The organism is Brevibacillus choshinensis (assembly GCF_016811915.1).
GTDB lineage: Bacteria > Bacillota > Bacilli > Brevibacillales > Brevibacillaceae > Brevibacillus > Brevibacillus choshinensis_A.
Map to the genome: position 1 here is coordinate 579,541 of NZ_CP069127.1, position 19,997 is coordinate 599,537.

A 19,997-nucleotide genomic window follows, 5' to 3' on the forward strand; every position below is an offset into this window, starting at 1 on the left:
TTTGCTTTCTGAAGTTTAATTTGGCTGGCGTGACAAAGGATGAGAGTATAAGAAAAAAGGTGGGTGCTTCGCTCGTGGACTGGGCGACAAGCCCAGTTTTTCTAAGGTATAGTAGAGGATGGAAGAATGCAAGACTTAGGATGAGGGGAGCTTAGCACGATGTCGACCATTATGATCGTTGAGGACGATCCCAAGATCAATCAATTACTTCAGAACCAACTGGAAAAATACGGTTACCATACAGTGAATGTCGAGCATTTTGACCGGGTCATGGACGTATTTACGGAGGTCCGCCCCGACCTGGTCCTGCTCGATGTGAATTTGCCAAAGTTTGACGGATTCTACTGGTGCCGTCAGATGCGCCAGGAATCAAATTGTCCGATTCTGTTCATCTCCGCACGCGACAGTAAAATGGATCAGGTCATGGCATTGGAAAATGGGGCAGATGATTACATCACCAAGCCGTTTGATTACGATGTGGTCATGGCCAAAATCCGCAGCCAGCTTCGGCGCGCATACGGCTTGTACGCGCCTCAGGAGGGGGAGCGGACGGTGGAAGTGGCAGGCCTCAAGCTCTTTTTGGAGCGGATGGAGCTATCGATACACGATAACAAGGTCGAGCTCAGCAAAAAGGAAGTCCTGCTGCTGGAAGCGCTGATGAACCAGTATCCGCGTGTCGTCAGCCGGGAGCGCCTCCTGGAAAAGCTGTGGGATGAACAGTTCGTGGATGAAAATACGCTGAACGTCTATATCACGCGCGTGCGCGGGAAGCTAAAGGACATGGGGCTGGAGGGAGCCGTTGAAACGGTGCGCGGCTCTGGCTATCGCTTGAAGGCTGTCTGGGAGGACGGACAATGAAGCTGTTTCTCCGGGATCAATGGGCTTTTGCGGCTTTCTTCCTCGTGCAGCTCATCCTGCTTCTGTTAATCTTTGCGCTGGATGGGTACTGGAACGAGTCGCTGATGATATATGCCGTATTCCTGTCCGTCTTTTTTGCAGGTGCTTTCATGGTTGTGCGTTATTTGACCCACCGTTCCGTCTATCAGCGTTTGAGCAACCCGGTGGAATCGCTGGAGGAGCTGATGCAGACTCACGGGAATGCCGCGCTCAGCCGCGCTCTGGATGAGACCTTTATGGAGCATTATCGCCTGTACAAGGAACAGCTGCATGCCTATGAAAACAAGCAGCGAGACTATACGACGTTTATCCAGCAATGGGTGCACCAGATGAAGACACCGATCTCCGTCATTCATCTGCTCTTGCAAAATGAAGACGATCCGACCGCTGAAAGTGTGCGGGAAGAGGTCGACCGCATCAAACGCGGACTGGAAACGGTTCTGTACATTGCACGCCTGGATCGATTTGAACAGGATTTTCTCATAGAGCCGGTGACACTCCACAGCCTGGCGCAAAATGTACTCGCGGAAAACAAGCGGCTGTTCATCCGCAATCAGGTCTATCCAGAGCTAAAGGTGGACGGGCACTGGAGGGTGGAATCGGATGAAAAGTGGCTTTCCTTTGTCTTGACCCAGCTGTTGACCAATGCCGTTCGTTATTCGGCGGGAAAAAGCAACAAGGTGACAATCCGTGCTTACGAGCTCGGCCCCAGTGTGGCGCTGGAGGTCCAGGATTACGGGATCGGAATTCCACCCGAGGACACCAGGCGTGTGTATCAACCGTATTTCACAGGGGAAAACGGCCGGAAATACCCGGAATCGACGGGAATGGGGCTGTATTTGGTCAAGGAAATTTGCGGACGTCTGCATCACGGGGTAGAGCTGGAGTCAGAGGTAGGAGTGGGGACGACGGTGCGGATCATCATGTCCGCTGTGCTCCCAACCTTACAAGATCGTAAGAAAGCTGAAAGTTAATTCGATAGCGATGCGACCCGCGCTTCCGTATAGTGGGTATGTAGGTGAGAAAGGAGCAAGGCCGATGGACATGTTGCAGGTGAAAAGTCTGAGTAAAATATACGGAGGCAAGGTAACTTACCGCGCGCTGACCGATATAGATTTTACGATTCGCAAAGGAGAATTCGTAGGCATCATGGGACCATCCGGCAGCGGAAAAACCACGCTGCTGAACATGATCTCGACCATCGATTCTCCGACCTCGGGGGTCGTCCTATTGAGTGGAACCAACCCGCATCTGCTGAAAAAGGAAAAGCTGGCACTGTTTCGACGCAGGGAGCTGGGATTCGTCTTTCAGGACTTTAATTTGCTCGATACGCTGACGATCGGGGAAAATATCGTTTTGCCGCTCACGCTGGAGGGAGAGAGTGTCGCAGTCATGGAGGAAAAGCTGCAGACGATCGCCGCGAAGCTGGGCATAGAGGAGATTTTGGACAAGCGGACGTTTGAGGTATCCGGCGGACAGCGCCAACGGACAGCGATCGCGCGTGCCATCATCCATACGCCATCTCTCTTGCTCGCGGATGAACCGACAGGGAATCTCGATTCGAAGTCATCGCGCAGCGTGATGGAAACGCTGGCGGCTATCAATCAATCAGAAAATACGACCATGATGATGGTCACGCATGATGCCTTGGCAGCGAGCTATTGCCACCGCGTCATTTTTATCAAGGACGGTCAGTTGCACAACGAAATGTACAGGGGAGAGAGTCGCCAGGTGTTCTTCCAGAAGATCATTGACGCACTGTCGTTTTTGGGAGGGAACAACTATGACCTTTCGACAATTCGCGTGTAACAACGTACTGCGCAACAAGCGTACGTATGCCGCTTTCTTTTTGAGCAGCGTCTTTTCCGTCATGATCTTTTTTGTCTATGCGATGTTCATTTTTCACCCGGGGATTGCCGACGAGGAAATTCACGGGTCCGTGGCGACCGGGATGATGGTGGCAGAGTACATCATTTTCCTGTTCGCGTTTTTCTTTCTCTTTTACTGTGTAGGTGCATTCCTGAAAAAAAGGGAGAAAGAGTTCGGGATCCTGTTCATGCACGGTATGACAGCGAGGCAGCGCAATCTTCTGATCTTTATGGAAAACATGCTGATCGGCGTCTTTTCCATCATTTGCGGGATTGGGCTCGGTCTCGTGCTAGGCAAGCTGTTTTTCCAATTCGCCGGATTTTTGCTGGATGTGCAGGCTCTGGCGTTTTACTTTCCGTGGCAGGCGATCGTTCTGACCTTCGTCGCTTTTTTGATCCTGTTCGGGGCGATCTCGCTTTTTACCGTCTTGTTGCTGCGAAGCCGCTCTCTGCTGGATCTGCTCCAGGGAAGCCAGCGTCCAAAGAGGGAGCCAAAGGCATCCGTATTTCTTTCGCTTTTGGCAGCAGGGCTCTTGCTCATTGCTTATACGCTCGCGCTCACGGCAGACGGCATTTCGGTAGTCGTCCTTCTTCTGCCCGTCACAGTCCTGACGATCGCCGGCACGTACCTGCTCTTCACGCAGATGAGCGTATTTCTGATCGGTTTTATGAAGAGGAACCGTTCCCTTTATTGGAAACGGACCAATCTGATCACGCTGTCTGATCTCGACTACCGGATGAAGGACAACGCCCGGATGTTTTTCCTCGTCTGCATCGTCTCGACGATCGCCTTTTGTGCCATTGGAACACTGGCTGCGCTCGCCGGGTCGATCCAGGAAACGGTGATCAAGACCAACCCGTTTGCCTTCGAGTACCAGACCAAAACCGGGAATCCGTACGAGCAAGAGCATCTTTCCTTGATCGAGAACGGTCTGCAGCAAGCAGGTTTTTCCTTTGAGAAGCATCAGGTGATGATGCGGGTGCTGCCGCAGAAGGTGAATGACGAGAAGGTCGGCGTCGTGAAGCTGACAGATTACAATCGGTTTGCCCTTGCGGCGAATACGCGGGAGCTCAAGCTGAATGAAAATGAAGCGTTCCTGGTCGTCCGCTGGTTTGGCGATGCTGTGGAAAACAAGGTGCTGGATGTCGGGCAGAGCCAGCTGATCGTCAAAACGGACACGAAAATCAATCCATTGCTGAGTGGACTGGACTTTGACCGCCTGGCGGTGATACCCGATGCCGTCTATGACAGACTGAGCGGCTTGGACGAAGAAACGCGCTTCGGATACGTAGTGCCCAAATGGAAGGATACGCAGGAGATCAGCTTGAAGCTGCAAGAGGAGATCGACCATTCCACCGATCAGTACTACTTTTCCGCCCGAGCACCGGTCTACCACACCATGAAGCAGATGGCGAACATGGTGCTCTTCATCGGATTGTTTGTAGGGGTACTGTTCTTTGTGGCGGCGGCGAGCTTTCTTTACTTCCGCCTGTATACGGATTTGGAAAACGATAAAAGGCAGTATGGGGCGATCGCCAAAATCGGGCTTTCTGATCAGGAGCTGACCCGAATCGTGACCACCCAGATCGCTCTTCTGTTCTTTGTGCCGATCGTGGTAGCGATCATTCACAGCATGGTTGCCTTCGTGTCCTTGCAGAGCTTGCTCAAGATCATGCTGGTGGCATCTGTCGTGAAGCCGACCGCGATCGTCTTGATCAGCTTTGTGGTGGTTCAGGCCATTTACTTCTGGATTATCCGCAACCGTTACTTGTTCCACTTGAAGCGATCCATGTCCCGATAAAGGCGAAGACAGACCTCGTGAGGAAAGGCATAGCCCTTTGGCGCGAGGTCTTTTCATGTCCTATCGGGAACTTACATAAACTAGGAAGCAAGAACGAACGAGGAGGGGGATGAAGATGGAGAGCGACCAACAGTCGTGGATGGAAAAAGCAGTGAAGATTGCCCTGGAGAATGTGCTTCAGAGCCACGGCGGGCCTTTTGGGGCGATCGTCGTCAAGGATGGGCAAATTATCGGAACAGGCCGCAATGAAGTAACGACGACGAACGACCCGACTGCCCATGCGGAGGTCCAGGCCATTCGGGAGGCATGCCGCAATCTGAATGCATTTCAATTATCCGATTGCGAGCTGTACACGAGCTGCGAGCCCTGCCCGATGTGCCTGGGAGCCATCTACTGGGCGCGTCCGAAAATCGTCTATTTTGCCTCCACAAAGCAGGATGCGGCGAAAATCGGATTCGATGACCACTTTATTTACGAGCAAATCGGAATTCCATACGAAAACCGCTCCATTCCTTTTAAGCAAATTCATCCGGAAAACTACCTGTCTCCATTCGAGGCGTGGATGGAATCACAGGACAAGGTCGAGTATTAGCAGCAGGAAGAGGAGCCGGCAAAACAGTCACCCCCAAGGGGCGTGGCTGTTTTCTTTTTGCCTGCATGCTGTACGTGGGGCTGCCCTAGGAGAAATCTTTCGCAAACCGCACTTTATATCAACCGAAAATATGATAAAGAATAATAAAAAATTGAAAATGCTTTCAAAATGAAATTTTCAGATAAACTGTTGCTTATTGTCGAAATTCGTATTATAGTAACAACATCAATAACGAAATTCGTCCACATTCGAAAGTAATTTGACTGTTTAAAGGACCAATTATTAGGGAAAAAGACGAATAAGGTAGGGATGATATGGAAGAGAAATTCCGACGATCTCTTTATCCAGAATTAGATGACATCGACTACGGTATTGTCCGTGCCCTGCAGGAAAACGCGCGTGTACCGTTCACCCAGATTGCAAAGGAGCTTGGCGTCACGGAAAAAACAATCCGGATGCGGGTTCAGCAAATGCAGGATGAAGGAGTCTTGAGCTTGGTTGGCATTGTAAATCCAGTCAAGGCGGGGCTAAACGTACAGGCTTTTGTTCAAATTGCTACAGAAGCGGACAAGCTGGACGATGTGGTCGCGGTGTTGAACGGAATAGTGGAAGTACGCTTGGTGGTCCTGACATCTGGTGATTACCAATTGATCACGCAAATTCTGGTTCGCAACTACGAAGAATTATCCGAATTTTTAATGAAAACCATGAACAAGATTCCAGGGGTTACCCGGATAAACGTGATTAATGAATTGAAGATCTTAAAATCCAAGTACAAATTCGTTCGGTGATTCATCGCGACATCGGAAGGGGGAATGCCACCGGAGTAAGTGCCGTTGGGAGAATCGCATTCCATGGAAATGAGAGCACAGAGCAAACAATCACTGAAAAGCAGACAGCAGGGGTGTATAAAAGTTTTGGCTTAGCCAGGACGCTTATACCTACAAAAAAGAGAAAAGGGGTCATCCTATGTTTTCGAAAAAAGCCAGCAAAACATTGATGAGTGCCGTACTGGGAACCATGCTCTTGGTAACAGGTTGTGGAGGAGGAGGCAGCGCCGCTCCTAGCACAGAAGGTGGAAATGCAGCAGCTCCTGCACCATCTACAGGTAAAAAGGTAATCAACATCGGTCTGAAGGCAGATCCGCCTTCGATGGATCCGAATATTTCGACTTCGCTGTATGACCGTCAAGTCTACGCGAGCCTTTATGACAAGCTGTTTGAGATCGACCCAAGCGGAAAAGTAGTGCCAATGCTGGCGGAATCCTACGAGGTAACCCCAGATGGTAAAACATACACCTTTAAATTGAAGCAAGGCGTTAAGTTCCACGATGGAACCGAATTTGACGCTGAAGCGGTGAAGTTCAATTTCGAACGGAACATGACAGATGCGAAATCGAAGCGTAAGGGCGACATGAAATTCGTGGACTCTGTAGCTGTGGTAGACAAAAACACAGTGAAAGTACAAATGAAAGAACCGTTCGCTCCATTCCTGTCCATCCTGGCTGACCGTGGCGGTACCATGGTATCCCCTGCAGCAGTCAAACAGTATGGCGATCAATACCTGAACCACCCAGTGGGAACCGGGCCATTCGTCTTTGTTGAGCAGGTAAAAGGCGACCACGTCACCTTGAAAAAGAACGAAAACTACTGGAACGGTGCACCGAAAGTAGATGAAGTGACTTACAAAGTATTCACCAATGGTACGGCGAAGGTGCAAAACCTGCGTTCCGGCATGCTGGATATCATCGACGATACACCAGTAAAAGAAATTCCAGCGGTAAAAGGCGATTCCAACCTGACCCTGACGGCAGAATCCGGCTGGGGCTACCAAGGTCTCTATCTGAACAACTCCCGCGCGCCGTTTGACAACAAATACTTGCGCCAAGCTGTAGATGCGGCAATCGACCGCGAAGCATTGGTAAAAGTACTGTTCAATGGCTATGCGGCACCTGCTCGCACGGCATTTGCAAAAGGCAGCTTGGCTTACAACGAAGCGTTGAACACACCAGTAGCTCCTGACGCTGCGAAGATCAAAGATTTGCTGGCGCAAGGTGGACAACCAAACGGCTTCAGCTTCAAGCTGTACATCACGTCTTCCCCTGAAAACGAACAATTGGGTGCGGTTCTGCAAAACATGTGGAAACAGCATGGCATCAACGCTACTCTGGAAAAACTCGAGTACGGCCAATTGCTGGAAACAGGCGAGAAGGGCGAATTCGACGCATTGCAACTGGGCTGGTCCGGACGTCAAGACCCTGACCAAAACTTCCATGACTTCGTAGTGACTGGACAATCCAACAACGATGGCCGCATTACTCTGCCGAAATTGGACGAGCTGGTACTGAAAGCACGCAGTGAAGTGGATGAAACAAAGCGCAAAGCGATGTATGAAGAAGCAACCAAATTGCTGCAAGACGAAGCTGGCTACTCCTACATGTACCATCAGTTCGTGCTGATCGGCATGAACAAGAAAATATCTGGATTCACGTATGTTCCAGACGGTTTGATCCGTACAGCAACGCTGGACAAGCAATAAGCTTGCGGGCTCAGGAATCACTACACTATAACAGCAAGAGCGAGGAGGAATTGTCATGATGTTTGTGGTCAGACGCCTGCTGCTGACAATCCCGATTCTCCTGCTGGTGTCGATTCTTACGTTCTCTTTGATCCATATGATCCCGGGCGATCCTGCCCGGGTCATTTTAGGACAAGAAGCGACACCGGAAGCCTATCAGGCACTGCGAACGGAGTTGGGACTCGACAAGCCGATCGTGGTGCAATATTTTTCCTGGCTAGGAAAAGTGGTTACGGGTGATTTGGGAATGTCCATTACGGACCGGATTCCGGTCTCCGAATTGATTAAGCAAAGGCTACCCGCAACGGTGGAGCTGACAATCGGGACTTTTCTCGTAGCGATCCTCATCGCATTTCCTGCGGGGATCCTGGCGGCGACGCGGCGCGGTACCTGGATTGATTATACGAGTACCTTTACTGCACTAGGAGGTATGAGTATCCCGAGCTTTTGGCTGGCGATGATGATGATCATCTACTTTGCCGTTGAGAACCAATGGCTGCCTTCATCGGGCTACGTTTCCTTCTTTGAAAACCCTACGCAAAACCTGCTGGCCATGATTCTGCCTTGTGTGGCCACTGGCCTGAGGGAATCGGCCGTCCTCATGCGCATGCTGCGCTCCTCGCTATTGGATGTGGTCAACATGGACTTTATTCGCACTGCGAAAGCAAAAGGCTTGAACGAAGCGCGCACCATTCTGGGTCATGCCTTGCGCAACGCGATGGTACCCGTCGTAACGACATCCGGTCTGATGATCGCAGGTCTCTTGGGAGGTCTTGTCATTACGGAATCGATCTTTTCTATCCCTGGTTTTGGGCGTTTGATCGTTGAATCCGTATTCAAACGGGATTATGTGACCGTACAAGGTGCAATTCTTGTTTCCGCTGTACTGGTCGTTATCGTAAACCTCGCTGTAGATATTTTGTACGCAGTTATTGACCCACGCATCAAAAGCGGGAAAGGAGCGGGCGAGTGATGAAAACCCTAGGCAAATTTCTCCGAAACGGGCTTGGTGTCATCGGAGCGGTGATTATCCTCGGACTGATTGTGGTGGCGATCTTTGCACCTCAGATTGCTCCGTTCGACCCCAATGCGCAAGACTACAACAAAATCCTGCTCGCTCCTGGCGGCGAGCACCTGTTTGGAACGGATGACCTCGGCCGCGATATATTCTCTCGTGTCGTCTACGGGGCACGAATCTCCATGGAAGCCGCATTGATTTCTGTCGGGATCGCGATGCTGATTGGCGTACCGATCGGTCTTTTATCCGGCTACTACCGCGGTTTTTGGGACGAGTGGATCGTCATGCGAAGCGTTGACGCGATGCAGGCATTTCCTTTCCTGATCCTGGCGCTTGCGATCTCTGCGGTTCTCGGCTCTGGATTCGGCAATGCGATGCTGGCGATCGGGATCGGCTTTGCCCCTGCCTTTGTCCGCATCACACGCGGTCAGGTACTGACTCTTCGCAATATGGAGTACATTCATGCAGCTCGTTCGGTCGGTGTAAAAGATGCACGCATCATTTTCCGCCATATCTTGCCGAATGCACTCAACCCGATCATGATTCAAGCTACGCTTGCGATGGCGTCCGGTATCATCGCAGAGGCATCTCTGTCCTATCTGGGACTTGGCGTCCAACCTCCCACACCTTCGTGGGGCAGCATGCTGAATCAGGCGCAGACGCTGATGTCAGTTGCGCCTTATGCCACCTTCTATCCCGGTATTGCGATCTTCTTGGTCGTACTCGGATTCAACTTGCTGGGTGACGGATTGCAACAGGTTCTAGATCCGCGGTCACGAAAATAATAAAGGGAGTGGAGCAGATGACGACCATCTTGGAAGTGGAACAACTGAGAACCCGGTTTCGCACAGACAGCGGTGTCGTCAGTGTCGTTGACGGCGTCGACTTCTCCATCCGTGCCGGCGAAACGCTCGGTGTCGTAGGTGAATCAGGCTGTGGGAAAAGCGTAACCAGCCTTTCAATCATGCGGCTGCTGCCGCCCAACGGTAAATCGGAAGGATCGATCCGCTTCAACGGGAAAGACGTGCTGGATCTGTCGGAAAAAGACATGCAGCGAGTTCGTGGAAACGAAATCGCGATGATTTTCCAGGAGCCGATGACTTCTCTCAATCCGCTGCATACGGTAGGTAAACAGATTGAAGAAGCAGTCATGCTCCATATGAAAGTGGGCAAGGCGCAAGCGAAAGAGCGGGCCATCGCCATGCTGAAAGCAGTAGGGATGCCGCGTGCGGAAGAGATCTACGGCGAATTCCCGCATCAGCTCTCCGGCGGTATGCGTCAGCGGGTCATGATCGCGATGGCGATGTCCTGTGACCCCAAGCTGATCATCGCGGACGAGCCGACCACGGCGCTCGACGTGACGATCCAGGCGCAAATCCTCGATCTGATGCGCGACCTCAAGGAAAAGACGGGGACTTCGATCATGCTGATCACCCACGATTTGGGTGTTGTAGCTGAAATGTGCGACCGCGTCATCGTCATGTACGCCGGCCAGGTCGTGGAAGAAACAGACGTAGACACGCTGTTTGAGAGTCCGAAGCATCCATACACGATCGGCCTCATGAATTCGATTCCAGAGCTCGACGATGAGCGCGAGTACCTAGACACCATTCCGGGAGCTGTTCCATTGCCGCAGCAAATGCCAAAAGGCTGCCGATTCGCTCCGCGTTGTTCCAAAGCAATGGCGATCTGTCATGAACAGCCGCCTGAGCTGTTGCAGCTGGAGGGCCAAAAATGCCGCTGCTGGCTGTATGCAGATGGGGGGGAACAAGAATGACGACACCTCTGTTGGAAGTCAAAGGATTAAAGCAACATTTTCCCATCAAGGGCGGATTCCTGAAAAAAACGACGGGGTATGTAAAAGCCGTCGACGGTATCGACCTGCAAGTGTTTCCGGGCGAAACGCTGGGAATCGTAGGGGAATCAGGCTGTGGCAAATCGACCACGGGACGAAGCATTATGCGCCTCTTGGAACCGAGCTCAGGCGAAGTATGGTTCGACGGCAAGGATTTGGCAAAGCTTCCGAAAGAAGAAATGCGCCAGATGCGCCGAAATTTGCAAATGATTTTTCAGGATCCGTATGCATCCCTGAACCCTCGCATGACCATCAAACAGATTTTGATGGAGTCGCTCATGGTGCACAATATTGGTACACCTGCCGAGCGTGAAAAGACGATCGAAGAGATCATCGAGATTGTAGGTCTTCGCAAAGAGCATTTGAACCGCCATCCGCATGACTTCTCGGGTGGTCAGCGCCAACGGATTGGGATTGCGCGTGCATTGGTAGTAAAACCTAAGCTGATCATCGCCGACGAGCCCGTATCCGCTCTGGACGTATCCATCCAGTCGCAGGTGCTCAATCTGCTCAAGGACTTGAAGAAAGAATTCAATCTGACACTCATGTTCATTTCCCATGACCTGTCAGTCGTCAAGCATTTGTGCGACCGGATCGCTGTGATGTATTTGGGCCGCGTCGTAGAAATCGCCGATAAACGCACCTTGTTTGAAAATCCGAGCCATCCGTATACACGGGCTTTGCTGTCCGCAGTACCGGTGGCCAAACCCCGCCAAAAGCGGGAACGCATTTTGCTCACTGGCGATCTGCCGAGTCCGGCAAATCCGCCTAGCGGTTGCACCTTCCATCCGCGTTGTCCTTACGCTACGGATGTATGTAAAACGACAGTACCGAGTCTGGCCGATATCGGAGCCGGGCAGCTGGTATCCTGCCATCTGGTGCAATCGGGTGAACTTCGCCGTTAGAGGCAGGACGGAGGAACAACATGATTTACTGGCAACTGTTTATCGCGTTTTTCCGCATCGGTATTTTCGGTTTCGGGGGAGGTCCTACCATGGTTCCCCTGTTTCACACCGAGTGCGTGAAAAAGTACAAATGGGTAACAGATGAAGACTTTGCAGATAATCTGGCACTGGGGAATGCTCTTCCGGGACCGATCGCAACCAAGCTGGCTGCGTTTATCGGCTACCGGGTAAGAGGCTGGAAGGGCGCATTGGTGGCAAACATCGGAGTCGTAATGCCAATTGTCATCGTGATGATCGCGCTTTTGGAAGTCATCTACAAGTGGAAGGATGCGCCAGGGGTTTACGGCATGATTCAGGCAATCGGTCCTGTAATCGCGGTCATGACCGGCGTGCTCACTTGGGAGTTTTTGCAAAAGGCTTGGCAAGGCGCTTCCAACAAAACCGGTGTAAGTATTTCGCTCGCCCTTTCTTTGGTCGCTTTGTTGTTTCTTGACTGGCATCCAGGAATTGTCGTAGCAATCGCTTTGGTGATTTCCTTTGCTTACTCTACCTGGTCGGTCCAGAGGCGCAAGAAAAAGGACGGCAAGGAGGGCGCAGCATGATTTATCTTCAGTTATTCTGGGCATTTTTCATCTCGAACATTTTGGGATACGGCGGCGGCCCTCCCAGCATTCCGCTGATCCAGAATGAAGTCGTCGATCATTACAAATGGATGTCGGTGAAGGAATTCGGGGAAATGCTTGCAGTAGGGAACGCACTCCCAAGCCCTATCGCGACGAAGCTGGCTGGCTATGTCGGCTACCAGGTAGCAGGAGTTCCCGGAGCGATAGTAGCGTTGCTTGCGACAGTAGCTCCTACGGCGATCGCGATGATCCTGCTCCTGCAATTCATCAATCTTTTCCGTAGTGCTCCACAAGTAAAAGCCATGACTCAATCGGTCCGCCCAATAGTCACGGTACTTTTGGGAACCATGACATACCAGTTTATCATGGGTGCGGTAGAAGGAATCGGGTGGATGCAAACCATCATCCTGTCCGTTGCTTCTTATCTGCTTCTGGAAACCTGGAAAGTACATCCTGCGTTTGTCATTTTGGGAGCCATGGTGTACGGGTACATCTTCATTGGCTAGGATCAAGTTCACAAGGAGGCATAACTTCATGGTTAAATATGACGCAATGGAATACCCGTATGCATCTCGGCGTATGACCACTTTTGCTAAAAACGGGATGGTAGCCACTTCACAGCCGTTGGCAGCGCAAGCAGGCTTGGATATTTTGAAAAAGGGCGGAAACGCCATCGACGCTGCTATTGCAACGGCAGCTTGCCTGACTGTCGTAGAACCGACGTCCAACGGCATCGGCGGTGACGCGTTCGCGCTGGTATGGGTAAAAGACGAGCTGTACGGACTGAACTCCAGCGGTCCGGCTCCGCAAAGCATTTCGATCGAGGCGGTAAAAGCAAATGGACATGAAGAAATGCCTACGTACGGCTGGACTCCGGTAACTGTACCCGGTGCGCCTGCTGCTTGGGCGGCGCTGTCCAAACGCTTTGGCAAATTGCCTTTGACAGAAGTTTTGAAACCGGCGATCGATTATGCAGAGAACGGTTATCCGCTTTCTCCAACACTCGCTCATTACTGGAAAGTGGCCTACAAGAAATTTTCCAAATTGTGCACAGGTCCAGAATTTGCGCATTGGTACGAGACGTTTGTCCCAGGTGGAAAAGCACCGCAAGCGGGTGATATTTGGAAATCCCCAGGACATGCAGCAACCCTGCGCCAAATCGCAGAGACGAATGGCGAGAGCTTCTACCGCGGAGAGCTGGCAGAGAAGATTGATGCTTTCTCCCGTGAGTGCGGCGGCTTCTTGAGAAAAGAAGACCTGGCTGCGTTTGAGCCGGAGTGGGTCAAACCGCTGAGCGTGAACTACCGAGGTTATGATGTATGGGAGATCCCGCCGAACGGCCAAGGCATGATTGCCCTGATGGCACTCAACATCCTCAAAGGCTTTGACTTTGATGCCAAAGACACGACGGAAACGTACCACAAACAGATCGAAGCCATGAAGCTGGCGTTTACAGACGGTTTGAAATACATCACCGAATCCAGCAAAATGAGCGTCACGGCAGAAGAGCTGCTGGCAGATGAATACGCAGGCACTCGCCGCGCATTGATCGGAGACGAGGCACTGACTCCGGAGCCGGGAAATCCTCGTTCCAGCGGTACCGTCTACTTGGCAACGGCAGACGGCGAAGGCAACATGGTATCGTTCATTCAGAGCAACTACATGGGATTTGGCTCTGGCGTAGTGGTTCCGGGTACAGGCATCGCCCTGCAAAACCGCGGGCACAACTTCTCGCTTGATCCGGCTCACGATAATTGCCTGGAGCCAGGAAAAAGAACGTTCCACACCATCATCCCAGGCTTCCTGACAAAAGACGGAAAGGCAGTCGGACCATTTGGCGTCATGGGCGGATTCATGCAGCCGCAAGGTCATGTGCAGGTCGTCATGAACACCATCGACTTCCATCTGAATCCACAGGCTTCCCTCGATGCGCCTCGCTGGCAGTGGACGGAAGGCAAGGTCGTCGAGCTGGAGCGCCACTTCCCTGAGCATTTGGCGATGGCACTCGAGCGCAAGGGACACCAAATCAAGTGGGCGCAGCTGGGCAACTACTTCGGTCGCGGTCAGATCATCTGGCGCGATGAAAACGGCGTGCTCTCCGGCGGTACCGACATGCGCACGGACAGCAGCATCGCGGCGTGGTAAAAGTGAGGAAATAACGAAGAACCGTATGGAGCAAAAGCTTCCGTACGGTTCTTTTTTGTGACAAGGCTTTGGGGTTAGACAAAGTACCGCTGCAAGGTCAATCCATAGATAAAGATACCAAAGATCAGAGCTGTGGAAATACTGAATCCACAGACAGCTCCAATGCCCGTTCCAATTCCCCGAACACCACAATTCGCGATTGCCGGAACACTTCTTTCCCTTCTCGAAACAAGAGGATGGTCGGAGCGGTAAAAATGAGAAACTCCCCGGACAGGCTGGGGATCGTTTCAATCGAAGTGACCATGAATGGCACCTGTGTAAAGGACTTTAACAGCTCCTTTGTTTTTGCAAAGGTGGCATCGCATACCCCGCAGTTTTCCATTTTGACAAACAGCATGCACACAGGATACTGGGCGATGTCAGCCCTAAGCTCGGATAGTTCCTTATATTCTCGCATGTGCGGTCACCTCGGCTAAAAGCATGATAACTCTACCTCACCATGATAGCAAAAAGCCCTCTGCTGAGACAGAGGGCTTACGACGCGTGCACTACTATGCTCTCACAACGCTTTCAAACTGTCCTTTATGCGCTCCGTTGCAGAAAGGTTTGTTCGACGACAAACCGCATCTACAGAGATGGGCTTGCGCCTTTGTTTCCAGGGGTTTTCCTTCGCCATCCAGCAGGGTGAATTCTCCCGTCACGAGCAGTGGACCATTATCCAAGACCTTGATATCCGACATCTTCTCACCTCCTGTCCCTTCTGGTTATTTTTTCACAAAATGTGAGCGATTAGACAGGCCGTAAGTATGGAATGTGCACGGCCTTTTTTGCTACCCTTCGACACTATTTTTACTGAAACGGCCCCTTTTTATGAAAAAAATCCCAAAAATTTTTTGGGTACATGCAACAAAAATTCCCATATTCCCGTCTGTGAGTGTGATGAGGATTCCCTAAAAGATGGAAGGAGGGCATGGGGTGCTGTCCTATTTTGTGGTAGTTCCGGTGCTTCTCGTCATGATCATTGCAGTCTATACCGACCTGCGCAGACGTCTCATATACGACTGGCTCACTCTTCCAGGAATCGCCTATTTTCTCATTTACCATGCGTTTGCCCATCCGGACCAATGGACTATGTATGGGCTCGGGGTCGTTTTGACCGGGGGGATCTCCTTGCTGATGGCGATGGTGAGCAATGGGCAATTGGGAGGAGGAGACATCAAGCTGTTTGCACTGGTGGGAGCGGCAGTAGGCTGGGAAGCAGGTCTTTATATCTTGTGTTTCACTTACCTGCTCGCAGGACTCATCGTCATTCCGATCTGGCTGGCATCCAAATGGTCAGGGAATCAGGCGACGGGACGGGAAATTCCTTTGGCTCCTTTTATCGCGGGGGGAACGAGCCTATTGCTCATGGCTGTAGCATTTATCTGATGATGGATAGGGAGAGGGAATCACTCGATGTTGGAATCGAAACGAAGGGCAATCATCTTTTTGGCGCTGTCTCTCATTTTGGCGGCGACGGCAGGCTTTTTGTTCTTGAAAAAAATCAAGGACTTGAATTCACAGCTCGGAGAAATGGTGGACATTTACGTGGCGAGCACAGATATCGCATCCCGGTCGCTCATTTCGCCCGACCAAATCAAGACCATGCAAATTCCAAAAAAATATGCGGATCATTCGTATGTGACGGATAAGCTCAGTCTGAAGAATCAGGTAACCGTTGTTCCCTTGTCGGAAGGAGACATCATTACGAAAAACATCATCAAGCCCGCTGCCACAGTAAGAGACCAGAACAATCGCCTCGTGACGGTGTATGCTTCCGGCAACATTGTATTCGACCAGCAGCTCGAGGCATTGGACCGAGTCGATATCATTGTCTCGCACGAGGTGAATGGGAAGCCTGCGACGGAAGTCTTCATGAAGGATGTGCCGGTCGCCATGGTCGCGAAGACAGACGACCACTTTAAAGGAGTCGCCTTGGAAATGCCGTTTGAACAGGTGCCTGCATTCATACACCAGCAGCACTACGCCGAGGTCATGCGGATTCTGAAGGCCAATGTAGGCAAGGGTGAGCTGGGCATCCCGCAGCCGTTTCAGGAGCCGCAGCCCAAGGAAACTCCAGCACCGGCAGCTGGGGAGAAAAGCCCGTCTGCACCAGCGAATGGTCAACAGACACCAGCGAAACCCGCTGCGCCTAGTCAACCGACAGCTGAGCCATCTAAATCTGCACAACCGACATCTGTCGTCAAACCGGAGGGCAAGTCATGAATCCAGATCTGAAAATTCTTGTCGTTGCCGACTATGATTCGATCAAGAGCTTGTTGAGTGAAGCTCTCAGCCATTTCGGAAATGTCCAATTCACTACGTCGCGTGAAGTCAAAAAAGAAATCGACCGGATCGCACCTGATGTCGTTTTGATCGTGCAGCCCGAGGATGGATCAGGGGTCGAGCTGGTGCAATACATACAGGGAGAACTTCCGGAAGGGCTCGTCATTTTCTTGACGGAAAAGCAGGACTTTGGCTTGCTCCGGGATATCATCCGCGCAGGCGCCATCGAGTATATCGTTCTGCCTGACGAACTGGTGCTGCTCACGGATCGGCTGGACAAAATCGCCGAGCTGGGGCAAACGCAGCAGCGAAAAAAGGGGACGGCTACCTCCGGCAAAGCGTTTGTTCGCGGCAGAGGAAAAGTGTACTCCTTTTACAGCGGGAAAGGCGGATGCGGGCGCACGCAGCTGGCGACCGGCTTTGCGCAGGCACTCAAGCTGGAATCGACTGCACGCGTTCTTTTAATCGATTTGAATCTTCAGTATGGCGGGGTGGAGACCTTTTTCTCTCTGGACTCGAGTCGTACACTTGCCGATCTGGTCCCGGTCATGAATGAGATGAATGAAAATCACATTCGCAATGTTTCCCTTCGCGAGACGCATTCCAAGCTGGAGGTGCTGGCGAGCCCGCGCGATGCCGAAACAGCGGAAAACATCTCGGAGGAGTTCATCACCAGGCTCATTCGAGCGAGTCGACGCAGCTACGACTTCGTGATCATCGATCTGCCTACCCATATGAATGAACTGACGTACACGGCGCTGGAGGAATCGGACTTCATCTACTATGTGATGAATCTGGATACGCCGTCTGTCCAAATCTATCGGCTGACCGAAGAACTGTTCAGAAGACTGCGAATCGATACGGAAGGACGGCTCGAGGTCGTGGTCAACCAGGTCGGCAGGGATAACGAGCTGACCGTTTCCGATCTGAAGGGACTGATCCAGGCTCCGATCTCAGCCCAAATCAGCCGTGATCATAAAGGTATCCAGGCTGCAGTGAATCAGGGACAGCCCTTGCAGCGGGAGGCCAACGAGAAGAAGCTGATCCCGGCAGCGAAAGAAATACGAAAATGGGTACTGACCAAGCTGTCGTAGGAGGGAGATTGCCATGGCGTTGTTCAGGCGAAAAGAAGAGAAGCACATCGCGACAGAAGAAGCCCCGCGCCCGGTAGCGGCTCCTGCGTATCACAATCCGTACATCGATGAGCTGGCGGAGCATTACAAGTCAAGGCTTTTGCGAGAGACCAATCTGGAGCGGCTGACGAGTCTCGCCTCAGGAGAAATGCGTCTCGCGATCGAGCGCATGGTTTCTCAGTACATGTCAGAAGAGAAGGTCGTCATCCCGCGCAATGAAAAGGAAGTGCTGCTGACGCGTCTGATCAATGAGTCGGTAGGATTAGGGCCTTTGGAGCCGCTGCTCGCTGACCCGGATATTACCGAAATCTCGATCAATGGCCATCAGGAAGTGTACATCGAGAAAAAAGGCAGGCTGGAGCTGACCGATTTGAAGTTTCGCGATGAGGAGCACCTTCGCCATATCGTAGACCGGATCGTAGCCCCGCTCGGCCGCAGGATTGACGAGAGCTCGCCGATGGTCGATGCCAGGCTGAAGGACGGCAGCCGTGTGAACGCGGTCATTCCGCCGATCAGTCTGAATGGGACGCTCGTCTCGATCCGGAAATTCCGCAAAGACCCGTATTCCATGGCGGATCTGATGAAGTTCGGGTCGTTTGATGGAGCGATGTGCCGCTTTTTGCAGGCCATCGTAGAAGCAAAGATGAACGTGCTCATCTCCGGAGGAACAGGGAGCGGGAAGACAACGCTGCTCAATGCCGTATCGCGCTCGATTCCTTCCTATGAAAGGGTCATTACGATTGAAGACTCGGCGGAGCTCAAGCTGGATCGCTCCAACTGCATCGGGCTGGAGGCGCGTCCGCCCAACATGGAGGGAAGAGGCGAGATCACGATTCGGCATCTGGTGAAGAACTCGCTGCGGATGCGGCCGGATCGCATTATCGTCGGTGAGGTTCGCGGTGCAGAGGCATTTGACATGCTGCAGGCGATGAATACCGGTCACGAAGGGTCGCTTACGACGGTCCACGCCAATTCCCCGCAAGACGCTTTTACCAGGCTGGAAGGGATGGTCGTCATGGCGGGAATGGATCTGCCTTCTTCCATTATCCGCGAGTACATCGTGAGTGCTCTGGACTTTATCGTGCAGGTCACACGGCTCTCGGACGGGACGCGCAAAATGATGTCCATCTCGGAAGTATTCACAGGACCAGACAAGCAAGTGGTCGTAAACGAGATATTTCGCTTCCAGCGGATCGGGATGGGCAAAAAGGGGGAAGTGCTGGGGTATTTCACTCCTACGGGCAAGGTTCCCCAGAGTCTGGAGCGGCTGCGGATGTTTGGAATCGAACTGGAAGAATCCATGTTTACGATGGGCGAGGTGAACAAGCGTGAGCATCTCTATCCTGTTTAGTCTCTCTGTGCTGCTCGCGATCTGGGGGATGTACGAATACCTCGGCTACCGTGCGAAAAAGACGGAGTGGAAAAAACGCACGGAAGAGTGGTACGACATCAAATCCAAACGGAAGAGCTTCATCATTGTGTGGGGAGACCGCTTTGACCGCACCCCTCACGCAAAAGAAGTCCAGCAAAAGCTGGTTCGCGCCAATATTGCGCTGGCTCCGTCCGAGTATTATGGCATTCTGCTCATCGGCGCGATGGGAGTGGCTTTCTTTCTCAACAACGTGGTAGGCTTGCATGCTCCTTACAATCTGGTGGGTGGCGCAGCATGCATGTACATTGCCCAAAACCTGATGTTCATCGTGCGCCGCAACAAATACCAGGAACGACTGAACGACCAGCTGTCAGACGTATGCCGATTGCTAGCCAATTCCTTGCGGGCAGGCATGACCCTCTCACAGGGAATCGAGCTGGTGGCCAAAGAGATTCCGCAGCCGGCTGGGCAGGAATTCAGCCGCATGGCGCGTGAGCTGCAATTGGGCGTCAGCTTCGACCGGGCCCTGACAGATATGGAAAAACGCATTCCAACGAGAGATTTTCGGATCTTCGCCGCTACGCTGTTCATCCAACGGCGAGCAGGGGGCAATCTGAGCGAAGTGCTCCAGGAGATGGCGGAGACTCTGGAGGATCGCCGCATCGTCAATCAGGAGATCAAGACCATGACGGCTGAGCAGCGATACGTGTCGATTCTTGTCCCCATTATGCCGATTGCTCTCGTGCTGATGATGAACACGATGAATGAAGGCTTCATCGATCCGCTGTTTTCGGGATTCGGCCTTGTTCTATTGGGCTTCTTCATCGTCGGTACCGTGCTTTCCTACGTGCTGGTCAAAAAAGTCACCAACATAAAGGTGTGAGA

Annotated in this window: 21 protein-coding genes; 19 read left to right on the forward strand and 2 right to left on the reverse strand. The window is 52.1% G+C overall.

Annotated features, from left to right (window positions below; genetic code table 11):
- The first annotated feature begins 159 nt into the window (after nucleotides 1-159).
- From JNE38_RS03175 to ggt, 14 genes are all read left to right on the forward strand, one after another.
- On the forward strand, nucleotides 160-858 hold the full coding sequence (locus JNE38_RS03175) for a response regulator transcription factor (RefSeq protein WP_203355202.1): 699 nt from the start codon (nucleotides 160-162) through the stop codon (nucleotides 856-858).
- Nucleotides 855-1,871 (forward strand): sensor histidine kinase, encoded by a 1,017-nt coding sequence (locus JNE38_RS03180; protein ID WP_203355203.1) that lies wholly within the window; start codon nucleotides 855-857, stop codon nucleotides 1,869-1,871. The genes JNE38_RS03175 and JNE38_RS03180 overlap by 4 nt, the downstream gene beginning before the upstream one ends.
- Nucleotides 1,872-1,935: 64 nt before the next feature.
- On the forward strand, nucleotides 1,936-2,706 hold the full coding sequence (locus tag JNE38_RS03185) for an ABC transporter ATP-binding protein (RefSeq protein WP_203355204.1): 771 nt from the start codon (nucleotides 1,936-1,938) through the stop codon (nucleotides 2,704-2,706).
- A complete protein-coding gene (locus JNE38_RS03190; RefSeq protein WP_203355205.1) occupies nucleotides 2,681-4,567 on the forward strand; it encodes an FtsX-like permease family protein in 1,887 nt (628 codons plus the stop codon). The genes JNE38_RS03185 and JNE38_RS03190 overlap by 26 nt, the downstream gene beginning before the upstream one ends.
- Nucleotides 4,568-4,682: 115 nt before the next feature.
- Entirely contained in the window at nucleotides 4,683-5,159 is a 477-nt protein-coding gene (locus JNE38_RS03195; protein WP_203355206.1) for a nucleoside deaminase, read from the forward strand.
- 314 nt (nucleotides 5,160-5,473) lie between these two features.
- Nucleotides 5,474-5,950 carry an Lrp/AsnC family transcriptional regulator gene (locus JNE38_RS03200; RefSeq protein ID WP_203355207.1) on the forward strand — a complete coding sequence of 159 codons (477 nt, stop codon included), beginning with the start codon at nucleotides 5,474-5,476 and terminating at the stop codon, nucleotides 5,948-5,950.
- 178 nt (nucleotides 5,951-6,128) lie between these two features.
- Nucleotides 6,129-7,697: an ABC transporter substrate-binding protein gene (locus JNE38_RS03205; RefSeq protein ID WP_203355208.1), complete on the forward strand. Its 1,569-nt coding sequence runs from the start codon at nucleotides 6,129-6,131 to the stop codon at nucleotides 7,695-7,697.
- Between the two features lie 55 nt (nucleotides 7,698-7,752).
- Nucleotides 7,753-8,709, forward strand: a complete 957-nt coding sequence (locus JNE38_RS03210) for an ABC transporter permease (protein ID WP_203355209.1) — start codon at nucleotides 7,753-7,755, stop codon at nucleotides 8,707-8,709.
- Nucleotides 8,709-9,539, forward strand: a complete 831-nt coding sequence (locus JNE38_RS03215; RefSeq protein ID WP_203357399.1) for an ABC transporter permease — start codon at nucleotides 8,709-8,711, stop codon at nucleotides 9,537-9,539. The genes JNE38_RS03210 and JNE38_RS03215 overlap by 1 nt, the downstream gene beginning before the upstream one ends.
- Before the next feature lie 17 nt (nucleotides 9,540-9,556).
- Entirely contained in the window at nucleotides 9,557-10,531 is a 975-nt protein-coding gene (locus JNE38_RS03220) for an ABC transporter ATP-binding protein (protein WP_203355210.1), read from the forward strand.
- A complete protein-coding gene (locus JNE38_RS03225; protein WP_203355211.1) occupies nucleotides 10,528-11,514 on the forward strand; it encodes an ABC transporter ATP-binding protein in 987 nt (328 codons plus the stop codon). Before JNE38_RS03220 ends, JNE38_RS03225 begins: the two co-directional genes overlap by 4 nt.
- A 20-nt stretch (nucleotides 11,515-11,534) precedes the next feature.
- Complete coding sequence (locus JNE38_RS03230; RefSeq protein WP_203355212.1) at nucleotides 11,535-12,116, forward strand: chromate transporter; 582 nt, start codon at nucleotides 11,535-11,537, stop codon at nucleotides 12,114-12,116.
- Complete coding sequence (locus tag JNE38_RS03235) at nucleotides 12,113-12,643, forward strand: chromate transporter (protein WP_203355213.1); 531 nt, start codon at nucleotides 12,113-12,115, stop codon at nucleotides 12,641-12,643. The genes JNE38_RS03230 and JNE38_RS03235 overlap by 4 nt, the downstream gene beginning before the upstream one ends.
- Nucleotides 12,644-12,671: 28 nt before the next feature.
- On the forward strand, nucleotides 12,672-14,282 hold the full coding sequence (ggt, locus tag JNE38_RS03240; protein ID WP_203355214.1) for a gamma-glutamyltransferase: 1,611 nt from the start codon (nucleotides 12,672-12,674) through the stop codon (nucleotides 14,280-14,282).
- Nucleotides 14,283-14,406: 124 nt separating this feature from the next.
- Here ggt and JNE38_RS03245 read toward each other — a convergent pair whose 3' ends face one another.
- A complete protein-coding gene (locus tag JNE38_RS03245) occupies nucleotides 14,407-14,739 on the reverse strand; it encodes a thioredoxin family protein (RefSeq protein WP_203355215.1) in 333 nt (110 codons plus the stop codon).
- A gap of 94 nt (nucleotides 14,740-14,833) precedes the next feature.
- A complete protein-coding gene (locus tag JNE38_RS03250) occupies nucleotides 14,834-15,022 on the reverse strand; it encodes a CDGSH iron-sulfur domain-containing protein (RefSeq protein ID WP_203355216.1) in 189 nt (62 codons plus the stop codon).
- Nucleotides 15,023-15,257: 235 nt separating this feature from the next.
- Here JNE38_RS03250 and JNE38_RS03255 point away from each other — a divergent pair, with 235 nt between their 5' ends.
- From JNE38_RS03255 to JNE38_RS03275, 5 genes are read left to right on the forward strand one after another with little or no spacing between them, the layout of a single operon-like run.
- Nucleotides 15,258-15,710 carry a prepilin peptidase gene (locus JNE38_RS03255; protein WP_238933542.1) on the forward strand — a complete coding sequence of 151 codons (453 nt, stop codon included), beginning with the start codon at nucleotides 15,258-15,260 and terminating at the stop codon, nucleotides 15,708-15,710.
- Nucleotides 15,711-15,737: 27 nt separating this feature from the next.
- Nucleotides 15,738-16,547 carry a flagella basal body P-ring formation protein FlgA gene (locus JNE38_RS03260; RefSeq protein WP_203355218.1) on the forward strand — a complete coding sequence of 270 codons (810 nt, stop codon included), beginning with the start codon at nucleotides 15,738-15,740 and terminating at the stop codon, nucleotides 16,545-16,547.
- The gene (locus JNE38_RS03265; RefSeq protein WP_203355219.1) at nucleotides 16,544-17,701 is read left to right on the forward strand and encodes a CpaE/TadZ family protein; all 1,158 of its coding nucleotides are present in this window, start codon (nucleotides 16,544-16,546) and stop codon (nucleotides 17,699-17,701) included. Before JNE38_RS03260 ends, JNE38_RS03265 begins: the two co-directional genes overlap by 4 nt.
- A 13-nt stretch (nucleotides 17,702-17,714) precedes the next feature.
- Nucleotides 17,715-19,091 (forward strand): TadA family conjugal transfer-associated ATPase, encoded by a 1,377-nt coding sequence (locus tag JNE38_RS03270; protein ID WP_203355220.1) that lies wholly within the window; start codon nucleotides 17,715-17,717, stop codon nucleotides 19,089-19,091.
- The gene (locus tag JNE38_RS03275) at nucleotides 19,069-19,995 is read left to right on the forward strand and encodes a type II secretion system F family protein (RefSeq protein WP_203355221.1); all 927 of its coding nucleotides are present in this window, start codon (nucleotides 19,069-19,071) and stop codon (nucleotides 19,993-19,995) included. Before JNE38_RS03270 ends, JNE38_RS03275 begins: the two co-directional genes overlap by 23 nt.
- The last annotated feature ends 2 nt before the right edge of the window (nucleotides 19,996-19,997 follow it).